General features: G+C 57.8%; 14 protein-coding genes, 1 tRNA gene and 1 pseudogene. 8 read left to right on the top strand and 8 right to left on the bottom strand.

Annotation, left to right across the window (positions count from 1 at the left end):
* Positions 1–92: 92 nt before the first annotated feature.
* Both tig and AC1DCP_RS06325 read right to left on the bottom strand, forming a co-directional pair.
* A complete protein-coding gene (gene tig / locus AC1DCP_RS06330) occupies positions 93–1571 on the bottom strand; it encodes a trigger factor (RefSeq protein WP_003515514.1) in 1479 nt (492 codons plus the stop codon).
* 240 nt (positions 1572–1811) lie between these two features.
* A tRNA-Leu gene (locus AC1DCP_RS06325) sits at positions 1812–1894 on the bottom strand.
* A 659-nt stretch (positions 1895–2553) separates the two neighbouring features.
* Between AC1DCP_RS06325 and AC1DCP_RS06320 the strand changes: the two genes are divergently transcribed.
* The 3 genes from AC1DCP_RS06320 (at position 2554) to trmFO (ending at position 5073) form a co-directional block, all read left to right on the top strand.
* The gene (locus AC1DCP_RS06320) at positions 2554–2700 is read left to right on the top strand and encodes a DUF1127 domain-containing protein (protein ID WP_003502992.1); all 147 of its coding nucleotides are present in this window, start codon (positions 2554–2556) and stop codon (positions 2698–2700) included.
* Positions 2701–3175: 475 nt separating this feature from the next.
* Positions 3176–3319 (top strand): DUF1127 domain-containing protein, encoded by a 144-nt coding sequence (locus AC1DCP_RS06315; RefSeq protein WP_003515516.1) that lies wholly within the window; start codon positions 3176–3178, stop codon positions 3317–3319.
* 296 nt (positions 3320–3615) lie between these two features.
* Entirely contained in the window at positions 3616–5073 is a 1458-nt protein-coding gene (gene trmFO / locus AC1DCP_RS06310) for a methylenetetrahydrofolate--tRNA-(uracil(54)-C(5))-methyltransferase (FADH(2)-oxidizing) TrmFO (RefSeq protein ID WP_025593591.1), read from the top strand.
* A gap of 43 nt (positions 5074–5116) precedes the next feature.
* On the opposite strand, the gene AC1DCP_RS06305 is transcribed toward trmFO, so the two are convergent.
* Genes AC1DCP_RS06305 through AC1DCP_RS06295 form a run of 3 tightly spaced genes read right to left on the bottom strand, consistent with a single transcriptional unit; the run spans position 5117 to position 7489 of the window.
* A complete protein-coding gene (locus AC1DCP_RS06305) occupies positions 5117–5695 on the bottom strand; it encodes a TadE/TadG family type IV pilus assembly protein (RefSeq protein ID WP_013636251.1) in 579 nt (192 codons plus the stop codon).
* Positions 5692–6225: a TadE/TadG family type IV pilus assembly protein gene (locus tag AC1DCP_RS06300; RefSeq protein ID WP_038491175.1), complete on the bottom strand. Its 534-nt coding sequence runs from the start codon at positions 6223–6225 to the stop codon at positions 5692–5694. Before AC1DCP_RS06300 ends, AC1DCP_RS06305 begins: the two co-directional genes overlap by 4 nt.
* Entirely contained in the window at positions 6212–7489 is a 1278-nt protein-coding gene (locus tag AC1DCP_RS06295) for a pilus assembly protein (RefSeq protein ID WP_236759150.1), read from the bottom strand. The genes AC1DCP_RS06300 and AC1DCP_RS06295 overlap by 14 nt, the downstream gene beginning before the upstream one ends.
* A 543-nt stretch (positions 7490–8032) precedes the next feature.
* Here AC1DCP_RS06295 and AC1DCP_RS06290 point away from each other — a divergent pair.
* The 5 genes and pseudogenes from AC1DCP_RS06290 to AC1DCP_RS06270 all read left to right on the top strand — a co-directional run.
* Entirely contained in the window at positions 8033–9160 is a 1128-nt protein-coding gene (locus AC1DCP_RS06290) for an S-(hydroxymethyl)glutathione dehydrogenase/class III alcohol dehydrogenase (protein ID WP_013636254.1), read from the top strand.
* Between the two features lie 336 nt (positions 9161–9496).
* Positions 9497–10195 carry a hypothetical protein gene (locus AC1DCP_RS06285; protein ID WP_367078747.1) on the top strand — a complete coding sequence of 233 codons (699 nt, stop codon included), beginning with the start codon at positions 9497–9499 and terminating at the stop codon, positions 10193–10195.
* Positions 10196–10283: 88 nt separating this feature from the next.
* Positions 10284–10547 (top strand): acyl carrier protein, encoded by a 264-nt coding sequence (locus AC1DCP_RS06280; protein ID WP_003515534.1) that lies wholly within the window; start codon positions 10284–10286, stop codon positions 10545–10547.
* The gene (locus AC1DCP_RS06275) at positions 10544–12076 is read left to right on the top strand and encodes an AMP-binding protein (RefSeq protein WP_065687310.1); all 1533 of its coding nucleotides are present in this window, start codon (positions 10544–10546) and stop codon (positions 12074–12076) included. The genes AC1DCP_RS06280 and AC1DCP_RS06275 overlap by 4 nt, the downstream gene beginning before the upstream one ends.
* Positions 12060–13328, top strand: a pseudogene (locus AC1DCP_RS06270) (type III PLP-dependent enzyme); the annotation flags it as partial. The gene AC1DCP_RS06275 and the pseudogene AC1DCP_RS06270, both read left to right, overlap by 17 nt.
* A 501-nt stretch (positions 13329–13829) precedes the next feature.
* Here AC1DCP_RS06270 and AC1DCP_RS06265 read toward each other — a convergent pair.
* Genes AC1DCP_RS06265 through queA form a run of 3 tightly spaced genes read right to left on the bottom strand, consistent with a single transcriptional unit; the run spans position 13830 to position 17236 of the window.
* Positions 13830–14987 (bottom strand): aminodeoxychorismate synthase component I, encoded by a 1158-nt coding sequence (locus tag AC1DCP_RS06265; protein ID WP_065687309.1) that lies wholly within the window; start codon positions 14985–14987, stop codon positions 13830–13832.
* Between the two features lie 36 nt (positions 14988–15023).
* Positions 15024–16154: a tRNA guanosine(34) transglycosylase Tgt gene (tgt, locus tag AC1DCP_RS06260; RefSeq protein WP_112152871.1), complete on the bottom strand. Its 1131-nt coding sequence runs from the start codon at positions 16152–16154 to the stop codon at positions 15024–15026.
* A complete protein-coding gene (gene queA, locus AC1DCP_RS06255; RefSeq protein WP_476774188.1) occupies positions 16154–17236 on the bottom strand; it encodes a tRNA preQ1(34) S-adenosylmethionine ribosyltransferase-isomerase QueA in 1083 nt (360 codons plus the stop codon). The genes tgt and queA overlap by 1 nt, the downstream gene beginning before the upstream one ends.
* Positions 17237–17266 lie beyond the last annotated feature (30 nt).

Genomic DNA, 17266 nt, shown 5'->3' with positions numbered 1-17266 from the left:
CAAGGCGGATGGACCGCATCGCCCAGACGAAACAAAAAAGGCCGCAGCTTTCGCCACGGCCCTTCCATTCATTCAGCTTTCGCCAGCCAAGATTATTCGGCGTCGGCCTCAGTGGCCTTCTTCTTGGCCGGAGCCTTCTTCTTCGGAGCGGCTTCTTCGCCTTCAGCGGCGTCGTCAGCCTTGGCAGCAGCCTTTTTCTTGGCAGGCGCCTTCTTCTTGGTTTCAGTTGCTTCTTCGCCGTCGTCAGCCAGAAGCTCTTCCTTGGAAACGGTCTTGTCCGTTACCGAGATTTCGGTGAGCAGCTTGTCTATGACCTTTTCTTCGAAGATCGGAGCGCGCAGCGAAGCGGAAGCGCCGGGGGTGTTGCGGAAGAAATCGAGGATTTCCTTCTGCTGGCCGGGGAACTGCTGCAGCTGCTGGAACAGCGCGCGCTGCATTTCTTCTTCGGTCACTTCGACGCCGGCCTTTTCGCCGATTTCGGAGAGAACGAGGCCGAGACGAACGCGGCGTTCAGCGAGCTTGCGATATTCTTCGCGGGCTTCTTCTTCCGTGGTGTCTTCGTCAGCGAAGGTCTTGCCGGACTGGGCAAGATCGGTGTTGATCTGGCGCCAGATGTTGTCGAATTCGGCATCGACGAGGCCAGCCGGCGTGTCGAACTTGTACATTTCGTCGAGCTGGTCGAGAATCTGACGCTTGACCTTCTGGCGGGTTACGTTGCCGTACTGGCTTTCGATCTGGCCGCGAACGATTTCCTTCAGCTTTTCAGCCGATTCCAGACCGAGCTTTTCCGCCAGTTCGTCGTTGATTTCAACAGCAGCGGCAGCAGCAACTTCCTTGACGGTGATGTCGAAGTTGGCTTCCTTGCCTGCGAGGTTCGCAGCCGGGTAGTCGGCCGGGAAAGTCACGGTGATGGTCTTTTCGTCGCCGGCCTTGACGCCAACGAGCTGGTCTTCGAAGCCGGGGATGAAGCGGCCAGAACCGAGAACCAGTTCAGCGTCTTCAGCAGCGCCGCCATCGAAGGCTTCGCCGTCAACCTTGCCGAGATAGTTCATGGTGACGCGGTCGCCCTCGGCGGCTTTGCCCTTCTTGGCTTCAAAGGTACGGGCGCTCTCAGCGATCTTGAGGATCTGCTCGTTGATTTCGTCTTCGGAGACTTCAACAACTTCGCGGGTAACCTTGATGCCGTCATTGGCCTTCAGTTCGATGGCCGGAATGATTTCGTAGGCAACGGTGAATTCGAAATCGGTTTCAGCCGAAAGGATCTTTTCGGCTTCCTGCTCGTCTTCGGTCATGGAGATGGCCGGCTGCGTTGCAGACTTCTCACCGCGGCTGGAAAGGATTTCGGAAGGCTTTTCACGAACCAGCTCGTTGACGAGGTCGGCCATGATGGACTTGCCGTACATCTTCTTCAGATGGCCCATCGGCACCTTGCCGGGACGGAAACCGTTGATGCGAACCTTGTCCTTGGCGTCAACCAGGCGCTCGTCCAGACGGGCCTTCATGTCGGCAGCCGGGATAACGACCTTGAGTTCGCGCTTCAGGCCTTCAGCCAGCGTTTCGATAACCTGCATTTTCTCAAACCTTCACATCATGGCGGCGGTGCTCAGACAGCCGTTGGTTTACTTTCGAGCACTGCGCCGGAAACGTCGTTCCCCGGCCGTGGCTTCCATTATTTCTTCACACAAGCGCCTGCCGGACAAAATTGCGCTCGCGCCGGAGACAAGGGCGCGAAGGGGATGATGAACCCCAAAGCTCCCTGCATCACTAAGGATGCACTCTGGCACAAGCGTGGCACAGCCATGCTTTACTTGTGGTGCGGGTAGAGAGACTCGAACTCCCACGCCGAAGCGTTGGTACCTAAAACCAATGCGTCTACCAATTCCGCCATACCCGCACGTTGGGCGGCGGTATGTCACAATGTTCTGGAAGGGTCAAGCACGCCTTATCGCCGCGTCCCGTTTCGCCCGGACTTTTCTTGGGTCCCCGCCCCAGCCGCAAAAGCCGGCCGGTACGTTCTTGTCGTTTCGTGCCCGCACGAAAGGGAACGGCGCGCCCGCAGACGATGACACGAGGGGCCGCAAAGCTGCGCACGCCGTCTCACTCTTTCCCGTCCGGCTTCACATGTTCCGACAGGAAAAACGCGCAACATTTATGCGGCTACAGGACATTATATATAGGACACGCCGCCCGTCATTTTACGAGAATGCGCGCCTCCAGCCGAATCCCTTATACGAACGACCTTTGCATCCCCATCCTTGCCTCTGCCCTGCCCGACCCCTGGTATTCAGCCGGACCGCACGGCTTGGCAGCGACAGATGCCGCCAAGTTCACTAAAAGCACACAAATTGGTCACAAATTATGCAGTAGCCGCCGCAATTGGGGTCATTTGTCGGTTTGCTTTGCGTTCCATGCATAGGTGGCATCTTGCTTTGTCTGTTTTTGTTTTTATTAAACCGATTATATTCATGGTCATACAGAGATCGAGTTCAGCCCCGAGCCTAATCCTCCCAAGACGGGCCGGAAATGCTGGACAGCACGAAGAGGAAGATGACAATGAACATTACACGCTCGCTCACCAACTGGCGCAAGTATCGTCAGACCGTAACCGAACTCGGCCGCATGACCGACCGCGAACTGAATGACCTCGGCATTGGCCGTCAGGACATCCGTCGCGTCGCACGCACCGCCGTCGGCATCTAATACGCTCCGCCGCTTGAAGCGGCGGATGCGAGACGACCCTCCCAAAAGGCCAGAGGCTCCCGCCTCCGGCCTTTTTTTCGTTCTGGCACCCTCTCGGGATCGAGCCGCGCCGCCCACCGGCATGTGCGCGTGACAAACAGATGAAAAATGCATCGACTAGGCGGCTGCATCCGGCATGTCTGGAGAGCCCGAACGCCCTTCAAGCACCGCTGAGGGGAGCAAAAACCCTGTCCAACACCGCCAATGGCCGCAAACCCCTTCAAAACCGCCCGAAAGACAGGCATTTCCGCTCATATTTTGCTCATACGGTAGTCAAAGCCGCAAATTTAGCCGACATAGTGCACAAATGCATGGCAGTCGCCTAAATTCTGCACTGCACAACATGGCTCAATGTCTATATATAAAACCTCAACAGCCGAGAGCACAGAAACACTGAGCCGGCCGACGAAATCAAAGAAAGATTGAGGAAACGATCATGAACCCTATCCGCATCGCAAAGAACTGGATCTCCTACCGTCGCACGATCAACGAACTTGGCAGCCTGTCCAACCAGGCCCTGAGCGACATCGGCCTGACACGTTACGACATCCGTAACGTAGCTTCCCGTTCGTTCCGCTAAGGCGTAAAAGATCGTCCCGCTGCCCGACCTCCAGGGCGCGACGATTGAGCGACAGGTAAAAGAAAGCGGCGCCTCTGGCGCCGTTTTTGATTCTGGCGGTATTCGCCGGAGATTTTTGCCTTACAAGCATAGAGACCACATTCCCTCCGCCCCTATCGTCCCACCCGCAAAAACATTTGGCTGTCGCAGCCATGCATGGTAGTGCATCGCCCTGAAAAACGCGTCCTTCGGGACCCGCGCGGAACAATCACTCGAAAGACAGCCGCCGGAGGGGAGCTTTTGCCCCCACGCGGCCTATGGGCGCCAGCATGCAAGACAAGACCTATTCTCCCATTCACGTCGTGGGCGGCGGACTGGCCGGTTCGGAAGCCGCCTGGCAGATCGCTGAAAGCGGCGTTCCAGTCATCCTGCACGAAATGCGCGGCGTGCGCGGCACGGAAGCGCACAAGGGCGATACTCTCGCGGAACTGGTCTGTTCCAACTCCTTCCGCTCCGACGATGCGACCGCCAATGCAGTGGGCGTCATCCATGCGGAAATGCGGCTTGCCGGCTCGTTGATCATGGCCTGCGCCGACAGGCATCAGGTACCTGCCGGCGGCGCGCTTGCCGTCGATCGCGACGGATTTTCTCAGGCCGTAACAGACCGGCTCGAAAGTCACCCACTGGTGACGATCCTGCGCGAAGAGGTTTCCGGCCTGCCGCCGAAGGAATGGGGCAGCAGCATCATCGCCACCGGCCCGCTCACCTCGCCGGATCTGGCGGCGGCGGTTCAGGCCGAGACGGGTGAGGATGCCCTGGCATTCTTTGACGCCATTGCCCCCATCGTGCACCGCGACAGCATCAACATGGATATCTGCTGGTACCAGTCGCGTTACGACAAGGTTGGCCCCGGCGGCACAGGCAAGGACTACATCAACTGCCCGATGAACGAGGAGCAGTACAACGCCTTCATCGACGCGCTGATCGCCGGCGACACGGTGGGTTTCAAGGAATGGGAAGGCACACCCTATTTCGACGGCTGCCTGCCAATCGAGATCATGGCTGAACGCGGCCGCCAGACGCTGCGCCACGGCCCTATGAAACCGATGGGCCTGACCAACGCCCACAACCCCACCGTCAAGGCCTATGCCGTGGTCCAGCTTCGCCAGGACAATGCGCTCGGCACGCTTTACAACATGGTGGGTTTCCAGACCAAACTGAAATACGGCGCGCAGGCGGATGTATTCCGCATGATCCCGGGTCTAGAAAATGCGGAATTCGCCCGTTTGGGCGGCCTGCACCGCAACACCTATATCGATTCCCCCATCCTGCTCGATCCATCGCTGAAGCTGAAATCCCGGCCTGACCTGCGTTTTGCAGGCCAGATCACCGGCTGCGAAGGGTATGTGGAAAGCGCCTCCGTCGGACTTCTGGCCGGACGCTTCGCTGCCGCCGAACGGAAAGGCGAGACCCCGAGCCTGCCGCCCGCAACGACAGCCCTCGGCTCACTTCTCAACCACATCACCGGCGGGCATCTTTCCTCGAATGATGAGCCGGGCAAACGTTCCTTCCAGCCGATGAACATCAATTTCGGCCTCTTCCCGGAACTGGAGCCAGGCTCCATCGTCAAGCCGGAAGGCGTGAAACGTTTTCGCGGCAAGGACAAGACAATCATGAAACGCCAGCTCGTTGCAGCGCGGGCGTTGAGGGATTGTGCAACGTGGTTGAACGGGGGCGAGGTCATCCTAGAAACCGTCACCGATCATTATCGCTGAAACGCCACGGCATTGGCTAGGGTGAAGCCCCTGACCAATGCCGTCAGCGAACATTCCAGAAAAGCCAGTCCGACTTTCCCTTCTGATATTTGTAGTGTCGGGAGAAATACGGGTTTACCGCCGTCACGTATTCGAACTCGATATCCGTATTGCCCAGCAACGAAATGAGCGGGCGGTATTTGTAACGCCCCGAAATTACGATTACCGCTTCTTCGGTCTTGAAGTTTCCTTGCGTCAATATCTTGTCCCACTTCACGTTTTCGGCGTTGCCAAAAAAATTGTATGGGGCGAACTCGGTCACGGCGACCCCACCCACAAGCTTGGCGCTTCTGAGCGTCAGATCAAGCTTTTCAGATTCGAGCGGGCGCCCGGCAGCCATGACAAAGGATTTGACGCCCGTCCTGACGCGCTCCTCAAATTCCGGGAATCGGGCCGACCAACGGGCCGTATTGTCCACAACTGTTACGAAACGGTCATAGCTCATCCAGCCACGCCCGATTTCGATCACCATCGCCAGTACTAGAATGAGCAAAGGCATCAATAGCGCTAATTCCACCGCGGCAACGCCAGAGCGCGAACTTATCAGCGAGATGGATAGATATTTCAATCTCTTACCAATCATTCCGTCACCCGAACTGCGGTGATCGCCAGAGAGAGATTTTGCAATTGCGGCTTGCCCCCGGAACTGGGAACGAGCAGATGGGTGGTGGGAAGAATGAATTTCCAGTCATACCCCAGCGCCAGAAGATATTGCCCGGCGGCCTTGCTTGGCGCCTCGAATTTGTTCTCGACCGGAAATGTCACCGGTGTAGTAGCAAGGTTGGCATCAGCAATGGCAATGAGCGATATTTTCAGATCATCTTCAGTTGTCGCGAGCAGGAAATTCGAGGCAATAACCTTCCTGAACTCCGCCGCGGTGACGGACGTTCGGCCAGCCGCCGCCTTGCGCAGATATTCAGTCCCGGCAGTGGCCGCCGTCGACATATTGAGGCTGAAGAAAAGCACGAGACTAACTTCGATGATACCGAAGATCAGCAGGAGATAGACCGGCAAAAGCAAACCAAACTCAACGGCGGTAGCCGCACGGATATCCGTGGCAAGCGACCGGATGAGACTGGGGAAGTCACGATGCGATATCTTAAAACGAGTCAAGATAAGTGACCTCGAATGCCGTTATGATGCCACCCAGACTGTCGCTCGTTCCAGCGGCGGCGATCGACAGCTTGTACAGCGAATAAGTATCGACAGTGACCTCGTAGCTTCGGCGCTCCCATCGAATTTCATTCGCCTTCTGGCTCATCTGGATAATTTTTTTCTCTACACCCATTTGGGGCCGCAACACCTGCAGCGAAATATCGATGTCGTTCGAGCCTTCGTAACTTTGGTTTCGCCCGTTGTACCAGACCGAGATTTCGTATTTGCCGGGATGCATTTCCACATATTTGAAGATCGAGCTGTTGGCGTCGCGTCTTTTTTGCCCTTCCCAGTGACTGTCAAGTTCGACAGCGTAGCGGGTTGGCGGTATTCGCTCATTTTGGCCGTTGCGCATCGAGGGCGTGTTGTTCTTCTCTTCTGTAGTACACTGCTGCTCCTGCTCGGAATTCAAGGCGTCCTTGCCATCCGTTTGCGCCTTGCTGCCGTTTTTCGAATCGTTGTTTTCTTTGGGAAGAGTAGCCTGTGACTTTGGGGTGCATGTCATCCCGGCGCTTGTCTCTTTCTCCTTTTCCTGATCCCCGTAGCCCTGCCAGCCATAGTTCTTCCGGCAATCCGCATTGCTCCAATCCTGAAGTTCGATGCCCGGCCCCGTACCGCCATCCCACCCCAGTTCGGCATAGGTATAAACACCCCAGCAACCGTTGGGTGTTTTGGCGGTTCTGCCGTTTTTCAGCATACGTTCCGTGCCGTTCAGCGTCTTTTCGAAGGTGTTGTTGACAACGACCTCACCGTCATGTGGATAAGGCGGTATACCGCCACAACGGTACGACAGCTGATAGTCCAGTTTTTCCGCCCCGAACATGCCAGCGAACACGGTTTTGTAGCTGAACTTTGCGTCTATATCCGTCGTCAGCCAGTCGATTTTAACATCGCGACTGACCACATCTTGTTTGGTGGAACGGATCAGTGCGTCGAACGTGTCGAGCACGTTTTTACGGCGCACCTCATCCAGGGGTACGTTCGTGCGCGTCGGTTTTGTCGAACGCTCACAGGCCTGTGCAACCACCCGCTTCGACTGGCTATAATATGCCAAAGCCCGGCCGCCTTCGAAAAGAAACCCGAAAAAAAGCAGGAAAACCGGCAACAGCAACGCCGTCATAATGGCGAAACTGGCCCTTCGGTCGTGCAAAAACGCCCCGAAAATCTCCGCCAGACCGTGCAGTTTTGTCTTAAAATTCAACATTTGAAAATGCCGTTTCATGAAATTGGCTATCACCCGCCTTAAAATAAATCGCCCAGTTTCCCTCCACGCATCCGGACAGACACAACGCCACAGCCGGAGGGAATATTGGGGCAGCAGCAAACAAACTCAGCAAAGGCTGATGCACCGCGATCATGGCGGCACGCGGCAAATGAGCCGAACCACTTGCAAGCAAGAGATGCAAAAACTAATAACAGCCGCCGAAATACAGCGCCGACTGCGGGTTATGCTCCATTCGAAATTCTATAGTGTGGTATAAACACCAAATTTGTAAATTAATGGTCACCTTTATTCCGAAAAATATATGTAAAAACATACACTTAAATCACGTATTCATAATTTAGAATAGCTGAAGTAAACCATATAAAGACAACGCGAAACATTGCCCTGATGGCAGGCCCGCGACGACGCGCAAATTCCTCACAGGTGTGAGGGGCATTGCCGTCTTTTGAACACGGCAAGACGGATTTGTACCTTGCCCCTGCCGCCAAGCTCGGGCAAAACAGCCCTTTCCAATCACGAGACCATGCCAGGAGATAGAATATGGACGTTCGCGCCGCAGTTGCCATTCAGGCAGGAAAACCGCTTGAGGTCATGACCGTTCAACTCGAAGGTCCCCGCGCTGGCGAAGTGCTGGTCGAGGTCAAGGCGACAGGTATCTGCCACACCGATGATTTCACTCTCTCCGGTGCCGATCCCGAAGGTCTGTTTCCGGCCATCCTCGGCCATGAGGGTGCAGGCATCGTCGTTGATGTCGGTCCCGGCGTCACCTCGGTCAAGAAGGGCGATCATGTCATCCCGCTTTACACGCCGGAATGCCGCGAGTGCTATTCCTGCACATCGCGCAAGACCAATCTCTGCACCTCCATCCGCGCCACCCAGGGCCAGGGCGTGATGCCTGACGGCACCTCGCGCTTCTCGATCGGCAAGGACAAGATCCACCACTATATGGGCTGCTCGACCTTCTCGAACTTCACCGTCCTGCCCGAGATCGCCCTTGCCAAGATCAATCCCGATGCGCCCTTCGACAAGGTCTGCTACATCGGCTGTGGTGTGACGACCGGCATCGGCGCCGTCATCAACACCGCCAAGGTGGAGATCGGCTCGACGGCAATCGTCTTCGGTCTCGGCGGCATTGGTCTCAACGTTCTGCAAGGCCTGCGTCTTGCCGGCGCTGACATGATCATCGGTGTCGATATCAACAATGACCGCAAGGCCTGGGGCGAGAAGTTCGGCATGACCCACTTCGTCAACCCGAAGGAAGTGGGCGACGACATCGTGCCCTATCTCGTCAACATGACGAAGCGCAATGGCGACCTGATCGGCGGCGCGGATTATACGTTCGACTGCACGGGCAATACCAAGGTCATGCGCCAGGCGCTGGAATCTTCGCATCGCGGCTGGGGCAAGTCTGTCATCATCGGCGTTGCCGGTGCGGGCCAGGAAATCTCCACGCGTCCGTTCCAGCTGGTCACCGGCCGCAACTGGATGGGCACGGCCTTCGGCGGCGCGCGCGGCCGCACAGACGTGCCGAAGATCGTCGACTGGTACATGGAAGGCAAGATCCAGATCGATCCGATGATCACCCACACGATGCCGCTCGAAGACATCAACAAGGGCTTTGACCTGATGCACAAGGGCGAGAGCATCCGCGGCGTCGTGGTCTATTGATCGGCTGACAAAATGGCAGGCGCGCACCGCGCGTCTGCCATATGAATTGACCGACCTTTCCGCTTACAGCCGTGCCGATTAACGGGACGGTAAATCTATCATCGTATGCCGATATTGCGCGGTGGAGTTGAAAAATCCCTCCCTGCCCGAAACGACGCCAGATAGCGGGAGCGACCTCTGAAAACCGTACCGATCGACAACGGAAACCGCGTCGCTGCCGTTGCACTTCTGGCGAAAGGTTTTCCGGAAAAGAGCGAGGCTTTCTGGGCGCTCGGCGTTTCCCTTATAAGCGACCATCATCAGCGGCAGGATCTCGGCCCCATCGGGCAATTGCTGATGAAGGGCGACGATGCCGTTGGCGTTCTTCTGACGATACGAAGCCGCCTGGCCGAGACCGGCAGGACAGTCGTCAACCTGTCCAGCTGGTATGTCGAACCTTCCAGCCGCTGGTTTGCACCGCGTATGCTGCAAATGGCGACATCCTCCGAAGAAGACATCTTCACCGATCTCACCCCGTCTCCAGAAGCCTGCAAGCTGAACGAGAGACTGGGGTTCACAACGATAACGAATTGCACGCTTTTTTATCCCCTGCCTTTAAAGGCATTCGGCCCGGCCAGGGTGCGGCTGCGCCCGCTTGCCGAAGTGCCCCAGGGCACGCTGTCTACCGCCACGCGCGACATGCTGGAAGATCATGCGCGTTTCGGCTGCATCGTGGCAGTCATGGAGGCGGATGGAAGCCATTATCCGCTGGTGTTTTTAAAAACCATAACCAAAAGGCTGCCCTCCGCCCGCCTCATCTATTGCGAGGACAGGCAAGTCGCCCAGAGGCACATTTCGGCAATTGCCCGCCATCTTCTGGGCAAAGGCCGGCTTGCATTGACCATGGCGGCTTCCGATGAGAAGCGAGACGCCGGCGGATTTGCCATACTCAAATCCTCGCCAATACAAGTAAAGGGAGCATGGAACCCACGGTTTATTAACGAAACATATTCAGAATTGGTGTTATTGCCACCCTGGGTATTGGGACGCTCTTAAAAGACGCGCGCTTAAACCTTGCCTGAAAAGAAGAAAATGCGCTTCGGCCGAGACTAGTCCCGACTGCGCGAACGAGCGGAGAATAAGCATGCTTTCAGCGAAACCCAGGGAAGTCGATGTCTCCGAGACCATCTATTCCTACCTCTCGCAGCGTTTCCCGGCTCATGCCCCGTTTTCCGCAGATACGCAATTGCTCGAAGGCGGCGTGATCGATTCGCTCGGTTTTCTCGAACTGATGATCTTTCTCGGCGAAGGTTTCGGCATCGTTCTCAATGATGAACATTTCACCCCGGAAAATCTCAGCACGCCGGCCGATCTGATTGCCTTCGTCACGCAGGAACGGCGCAGATGACAACCCACATCCTGCTGCACCACCTGCTCACCGCGCGGGCGGAAAGCGGCGATGAGGCGCTTGTCTACAAAGAAAAATCACTGAGCTATCGCGAATTTTCCGAAGCGGCCGCACGTTGTGCGGCGGCATTGCAGGAGGCCGGAACGGAGCGCGGCGACCGTGTCGTCATCTTCCTGCCGCGCGGCATCGAGGAATGCTGGTCGATCTTCGGCGTGAGCATGGCTTCCTGCGTCTTCGTGCCAGTCAATGCGCTTTTGAAGGCGCAGCAAATCCGCCATATCGTCGCGGATTGCGGCGCAAAAATCGTCATCAGCAGTGCTACGATGATGGATGAGCTGAACGCGGCTGTGGAAGACCTGCCCGAGGTCACTGTACTGCTGGCGGAACAAATCGACCGCCGCCCGCCCGTGCCTGCCAAAGTCTCCCCATCAATTGGCGAGGACCTTGCAGCAATCCTCTACACATCCGGCTCCACCGGCTCGCCCAAGGGCGTGATGCTGTCGCACCGTAATCTTCTGGCCGGAGCGCGCATCGTGCGCACCTATCTGGAGATCACCGGAAAAGACCGCCTTCTCTCCATTTTGCCCTTCAGTTTCGATTACGGCCTGAACCAGTTGCTGACGGCGGTTGAGCAGGGTGTGACCATTGTTATCTCCACCTTCAGGCTCGGCGACGACATTGTCAGGGACTTGCGCGACCATGCCATTACCGGGCTTGCCGGCGTACCAACCGTTTGGGCTATCCTGACGAGGGCCGCGCCGTTGCTGGCGAAAACGCCGTTGCCGCGGTTGCGTTACATCACAAACTCCGGCGGACGCGTGCCGCAGGAAACCGTGAGGGCGCTGCGCGAAAAGCTGCCGGACACCAAAATCTATCTGATGTATGGCCTGACCGAAGCCTTCCGATCCACCTTCCTGCCGCCTGATGAAATCGACCGCCGCCCGACTTCCATCGGCAAGGCAATCCCGGAATGTGAAATCTTCATCGTCACCGCCGAGGGACAGAGGGCAAAACCGGGTGAGCCCGGCATTCTCGTCCATCGCGGCCCGACCGTGTCGCTGGGTTACTGGAACCGGCCGGAAGATACCGCCAAGGTGCTGCGCCCTCACCCTTTCATTCCGGCTGCACGCGGCGGCGAGACCGTGTGTTATTCCGGCGATCTGGCGGTTGAAGACGAGGACGGCTTTTTCAGTTTCGTTGCCCGCAACGATGCGATGATCAAATCCTCAGGCTATCGCATCAGCCCGACCGAGGTGGAGGAAAGCCTGATGTCGACTGGCCTTTTCCAGCAGGTCGCCGTCATCGGCCTGCCGGACCCCTTTGCAGGCGAGAAGGTGCATGCCGTGGCAACCGCCGCCAACGAGAATATCGATACCTCGGCAGCTCTCAAAAAAGCTGCCGAAATGCTTGCCCCCTTCATGATTCCGCGCGCCATCGAACTGGTCGACCGGCTTCCGGTCACGGCCAATGGCAAGGTGGATTACCGCGCGCTGGTGCGCGAACGGACGGACAATGGCGCCCACGGATAAACCCCAAAGCCACGGCCCTGCCCTTGCCGCCGCGCAATTCGCAGTCGACGAAAACAATCTTGTCATCGGCGGCCTTGCCGTGCGCGATATCGTCGCTGAGACCGGAACGCCGTGCTTCCTCTATGATGCCAGCGCCATGCGCCGCGCCTATCGCGATCTCGCAACCGCGCTCAGTGGTTTTGCCGATATCTACTATTCGGTGAAAGCCAATCCCCTGCCCGCCATCATCTCGCTTTTCCGTGAAGAAGGCGCTGGCGCAGAAATCGCCTCCGTCGGTGAATATCGCGCCGCCATCAAGGCAGGTGTGCCACCGGAAAAGATCATCTTTGCCGGTCCCGGCAAGCGCCAAGCTGAATTGCTTGAGGTGATCGAGAGCGGTATCGGCGAAATCCATATCGAGAGCGCCGAGGAAATTGCCCGCATCGAGGCGATCGGCAAACCGGTCAAGGCTTCGATCCGCATCAATCCGGTGCCGGATGCGCAGGCAGGCGCCATGCGCATGGGTGGCAAGGCCACCGCCTTCGGTTTCGACGAGGAAGAACTCGAAAACGTCCTGCCGCTGTTCAGGGACATCAGGCATATCAATCTCGTCGGTGTCCATATTTACGGTGGCACGCAAATCCTCGATGCCGACATGCTTGTCTCCCAATGGAGACACTCCATTTTGCTTGCCGCACGCATGGCCGAAATGCTCGGCAGGCCCCTTGAAACCATCGATCTCGGCGGCGGTCTCGGCATCCCCTATTTCGACGGGGAGACGCCGCTCGATCTTGCAGCGGTCAGTGCCGCCATTCCCGACCTCAAGGCCTTGGTGCAGGCACATCCGCTGATCGCCGATGCCCATATCATTGTCGAACCCGGCCGCTTCCTCGCCGGTCCCGGCGGCATCTATGTGGCGGAAGTCAATTCGGTAAAGACCTCGCGCGGCACCACCTTCGTGGTGACGGATGGTGGCATGCATCACCATCTGGCAGCCTCCGGCAATCTCGGCCAGATCGTCAAGCGCAACTACCCCATCGTCGCACCGGCCATGATGCAAGCAGACTATGAGGAAACTGCAACCATAGTCGGCCCGCTCTGCACACCGCTCGACACGCTGGCACGCAATGCGGCCCTGCCGAAGCTGAAGGCTGGTGATCTCCTGGCAATCCTGCAATCGGGCGCCTATGGCGCCACCGCCAGCCCTTCGGGTTTTCTCAGCCATCCGGCGGCGAAGGAAGTGCTGATCGAGGATGGTGACATCGCCATTGTCACGTCGGCTCGAGATAGGGCTGGAGACAATATTGCTACCCTCACATCCGAAAATCCCCATCAAACACTAAGAATTTATGACATTCGCGAGGGCGTAATTGCAGCCGATCTTTACGATCTCCTTCATCTCCTCGCACCGGCCTCTCAAACGGCAACTTGGGTCGTTTCCACGGTCAAGTCTCTGCAATCCGCCGATGAATGGTTTGAGGTGGTGGGTGAGTCGCGAGATGACCTCGAGTTGTTGGCCCAGAAAGATGCGCGTATTTCAGGCGCCGTTCTGGCCGACCTCGCGAAGAAGGCAAAACAAGTGATATGGGGGCAGTTTACTGCCTTGTCGCCAGCCTTGGATCAGGAATGGGTGACCATTCGGGCAATCGACAGTAGCTTCTACGAAGTAACGACGCCTGACGGGAATGTGCAGGATAAAATTAAATCGTTCTTTCGGGATGTCCGACCTACAGATTCGCAATACCGGTAAACTGAGATGCAACGCACGGGATAATCACCCCCGTAACAGCCTGTCCCCAACCGCAAACTTGGATTTCAGCAGACACTCATCATATTCCGCCTCGGCATCGGAATCGAACACAATACCGCCGCCAACATTGAAGATCGCGCGGCCGCCATCGAACAGGGTCAGCGTGCGGATCGCCACCGAAAAACGCATTTCACCAGCTGGAGACATGAAGCCGATCGCGCCGCAATAGGCGTCGCGCGGCGTCTGTTCCAGTTCGCGCAGGATCTTCATCGCCCACATTTTCGGCGCGCCGGTCACCGAACCGCAGGGAAAAAGCGCCGCGAAAATATCCTCCACCGTCACATCAGGCAAAAGCTTCGCGCGCACATGGCTGACCATCTGGTGCACGGTGGGATAGGTCTCGATATCGAACAGTCGCGGCACATGGAGGCTGCCGACCTCGGTGATGCGGGAAATATCGTTGCGCAGGAGATCGACGATCATGCGGTTTTCGGCAAGCGTCTTTTCATCCTCAAGCATCGCCGCGATGATCGCCCGGTCCTCTTGCGCATTCGCACCGCGCGGCGTCGTTCCCTTCATCGGATGGGTTTCAATGAAACCTTGCCCGTCCACCGAGAAAAACAGTTCCGGTGAGCGCGACAGGATCACCGGTCCACCGAGATCGACCAGCGCGCCATATTTAACCGGCTGGCGCTCAACCAATGACCAGAAAGCCGTGAGCGGATCGCCGCTCCAGCGAGCATGAACGGGCATCGTCAGATTACCCTGATAACAGTCGCCGCGACGCAGATGCCCGTGCAGCCGCTCGAAGCGCTGGCAATAGTCTTCAAGGCTCCATACGGGCGCGGGATCGGACAGAAACGCATCGGCATCCGGCAGACTTTCGGGCCGCGCAAATCGCCCCTCATCCGGTTGTGGGCCGGAAAAGACGCCGAAGCGAAGGAACGGCACGTTGCGAGGCTCGGCAGCAAAGTCCGCAAGTTTCGGCTCGAACAGGAAACCCGCCTCGTAGGACATATAGCCGGCAAGGTATTTCCCGGCGCGGCGCAGCTGCTCCATGCGTTTCAGCGCCGCGAAAAACGCCTCTGGCTCATCCGCGACGATGATCTCCTCCGGCTCGGTGAAGGCTGTCACCGTGCCGGTCGTGTCATCCCGGAAAAGAACGTAAGGCGCATGTGCCAAGGAAAGCGTCCGAACAGGAGAAAGGGTCGGGAAAAATCAGATCGGGTCTATGTCGCCCCGCGCCCACATCTCTATGGTTTCCGCATAAAAATCAGCGAAACGGCCTTCCTCGATCGACTTGCGGATACCCTGCATCAGCTCCTGATAATAGGCAAGATTGTGCCAGGAGAGCAGCATGCCGCCCAGCGCCTCGTTGGAGCGCGTGAGATGATGCAGATAGGCGCGGGAGTAATCACGCGAGGCCGGGCAGTTTGACTGCTCATCGAGCGGCCGCATATCCTCCGCATGGCGGGCATTGCGGATATTGACCCTGCCGCGACGGGTGAAGGCAAGCCCGTGACGACCGGAACGGGTCGGCATCACGCAGTCGAACATGTCGATGCCGCGCGCCACCGATTTCAGAATATCGTCTGGCGTACCGACGCCCATCAGGTAACGCGGCTTTTCGGTGGGCAGCACCGGCAGCGTGATGTCGAGCATGCCCAGCATCACATCCTGCGGCTCACCGACGGCAAGACCGCCGACAGCGTAACCCTTGAGATCAAGCTGCTTCAGCCCTTCGGCGGAGCGAATGCGCAGATCCGGCTGGTCGCCGCCCTGCACAATGCCGAACATGGCCTTGCCGGGCTGTTCACCGAAGGCGACGCGGCAACGCTCCGCCCAGCGCAGCGACATTTCCATGGCGCGCTCGATTTCCTTGCGCTCGGCCGGCAGCGCGATGCATTCATCGAGCTGCATCTGGATGTCCGAATCTAGCATGCCCTGAATTTCGATAGAGCGTTCCGGCGACATATGGTGCAGCGAACCGTCCACATGGCTCTTGAAGGTCACACCCTTCTCGTCCAGCTTGCGCAGGCCGGAAAGCGACATGACTTGAAAACCGCCGCTGTCGGTGAGGATCGGATGCGGCCAGCGGATAAGCTCATGCAACCCGCCAAGCCTTGCCAGGCGCTCCGGGCCGGGCCGCAGCATCAGGTGATAGGTATTGCCGAGAATGATATCGGCCCCGAGCTCGCGCACCTGGTCGAGATACATGGCCTTGACAGTACCGACAGTGCCAACAGGCATGAAGGCAGGTGTGCGGATGACACCGCGCGGCATGGCGACTTCGCCAAGGCGGGCGCCGCCGCTCGTGGCTTTCAGGGTAAAGGTGAATTTGTCGTGCATCAGTTCTTCCGGAACAACAGGCTTGAATCGCCATAGGAATAAAAACGGTATCCGGTTTCGATGGCATGCGCATAAGCGGCACGCATCGTCTCGAGACCGCAAAAAGCCGAAACGAGCATGAACAGCGTCGATTTCGGCAGGTGGAAATTGGTCATCAGAATATCGACCGCGCGGAAACGGTATCCGGGCGTGATGAAGATGCCCGTCGCGCCCGACCATGGCTGAATAACGCCATTCTCATCAGTGGCGCTTTCGATAAGCCGCAGCGAAGTGGTGCCGACAGAAACGATCCGCCCGCCGCGCGCCTTGACGGCATTGAGCTTTGCTGCAGTCTCTTGCGAAACATGGCCGATCTCGAAATGCATCTTGTGATCGTCGGTATCGTCGGCCTTAACTGGAAGGAAGGTGCCTGCCCCAACGTGAAGTGTCACGAAATGTCGCTCGATGCCGGCTTCGTCCAGCGCCGCAAACAGATCGGGCGTGAAATGCAGGCCGGCAGTGGGTGCGGCAACGGCGCCCTTCTCGCGGGCATAAATTGTCTGGTAATCGGTCTGGTCCTGCGCATCTTCCGGGCGCTTCGCGGCGATATAGGGCGGCAAAGGAATATGGCCGACGGAGGCGATCGCCTCGTCCAGAACAGGTCCGGAAACGTCGAACAGCAGCGTGATCTCGCCCTCCTCACCCTTTTCCTCGACGGTGGCCTCCAGATGGGCAAGGCCGCAGGCATTGTCGCGCTCATAACCGAAACGGATGCGGTCCCCCTGCTTGATGCGCTTGCCCGGCCGCGCGAAAGCCTTCCAGCGCGACTGGTCGGCGCGCATGTGCAGCGTGGCTGAAACTGCCGTTTCAGGCGCACCTTCGCGCAGCCGCACGCCTTCAAGCTGGGCTGGAATAACGCGGGTGTCGTTGAATACCAGCGCGTCGCCGGGCTTCAGGAAGGAAGTCAGGTCGGATACGATGCGGTCTTCCATGTGGTTCGCATTCGGATCGACCACGAGAAGACGCGCACTATCGCGCGGGTTCGCCGGGCGAAGGGCGATATTGTCCTCGGGGAGATCKAAATCGAACAGGTCTACGCGCATTGCAATGGCTCTCGAAATATCAAAACCCGC

The sequence above is a fragment of the Agrobacterium sp. 10T429 genome (genome assembly GCF_056393925.1).
The sequence above is the reverse complement of the archived record's forward strand: the minus strand, read 5'-3'. Positions and strand labels throughout refer to the sequence as shown.